The 272-nt window shown below is 58.5% G+C and carries 1 protein-coding gene; it reads right to left on the bottom strand.

Annotated elements, in window-relative coordinates:
- A partial coding sequence (locus tag SB751_RS30545) for an extracellular solute-binding protein (protein ID WP_410749090.1) occupies positions 1-272 on the bottom strand: 272 nt, incomplete at both ends.

Genomic DNA, 272 nt, shown 5'->3' with positions numbered 1-272 from the left:
ATGCCGACTTTCTGGAACAGATCCTTGCGATAGAACATGCCCCACGAGTAATACACGGTCGGCGCGGCATACTGCTTGCCTTTATACGACGACGCTTCCTTGGTCGACGCATACATGTCGTTCCAGCCGTTCTTTGCCCAGTCGCCGCTCAAATCCTCGAACAGGCCGCGCTGCGCGTAATACGCCATGCGCTCGCCGTCATGCCAGTTGACGATGTCGGGCGCGACGGTGGAGAGCCAGCCCGGCAGTTGAACCTTGTACGCTTCTTCGTC

This window comes from Cupriavidus sp. SIMBA_020 (assembly GCF_046535395.1).
GTDB classification, from domain to species: Bacteria; Pseudomonadota; Gammaproteobacteria; order Burkholderiales; family Burkholderiaceae; genus Cupriavidus; species Cupriavidus campinensis.
Note: the sequence above shows the minus strand (reverse complement) of the source record. Positions and strands in the feature narration are given on the sequence as shown.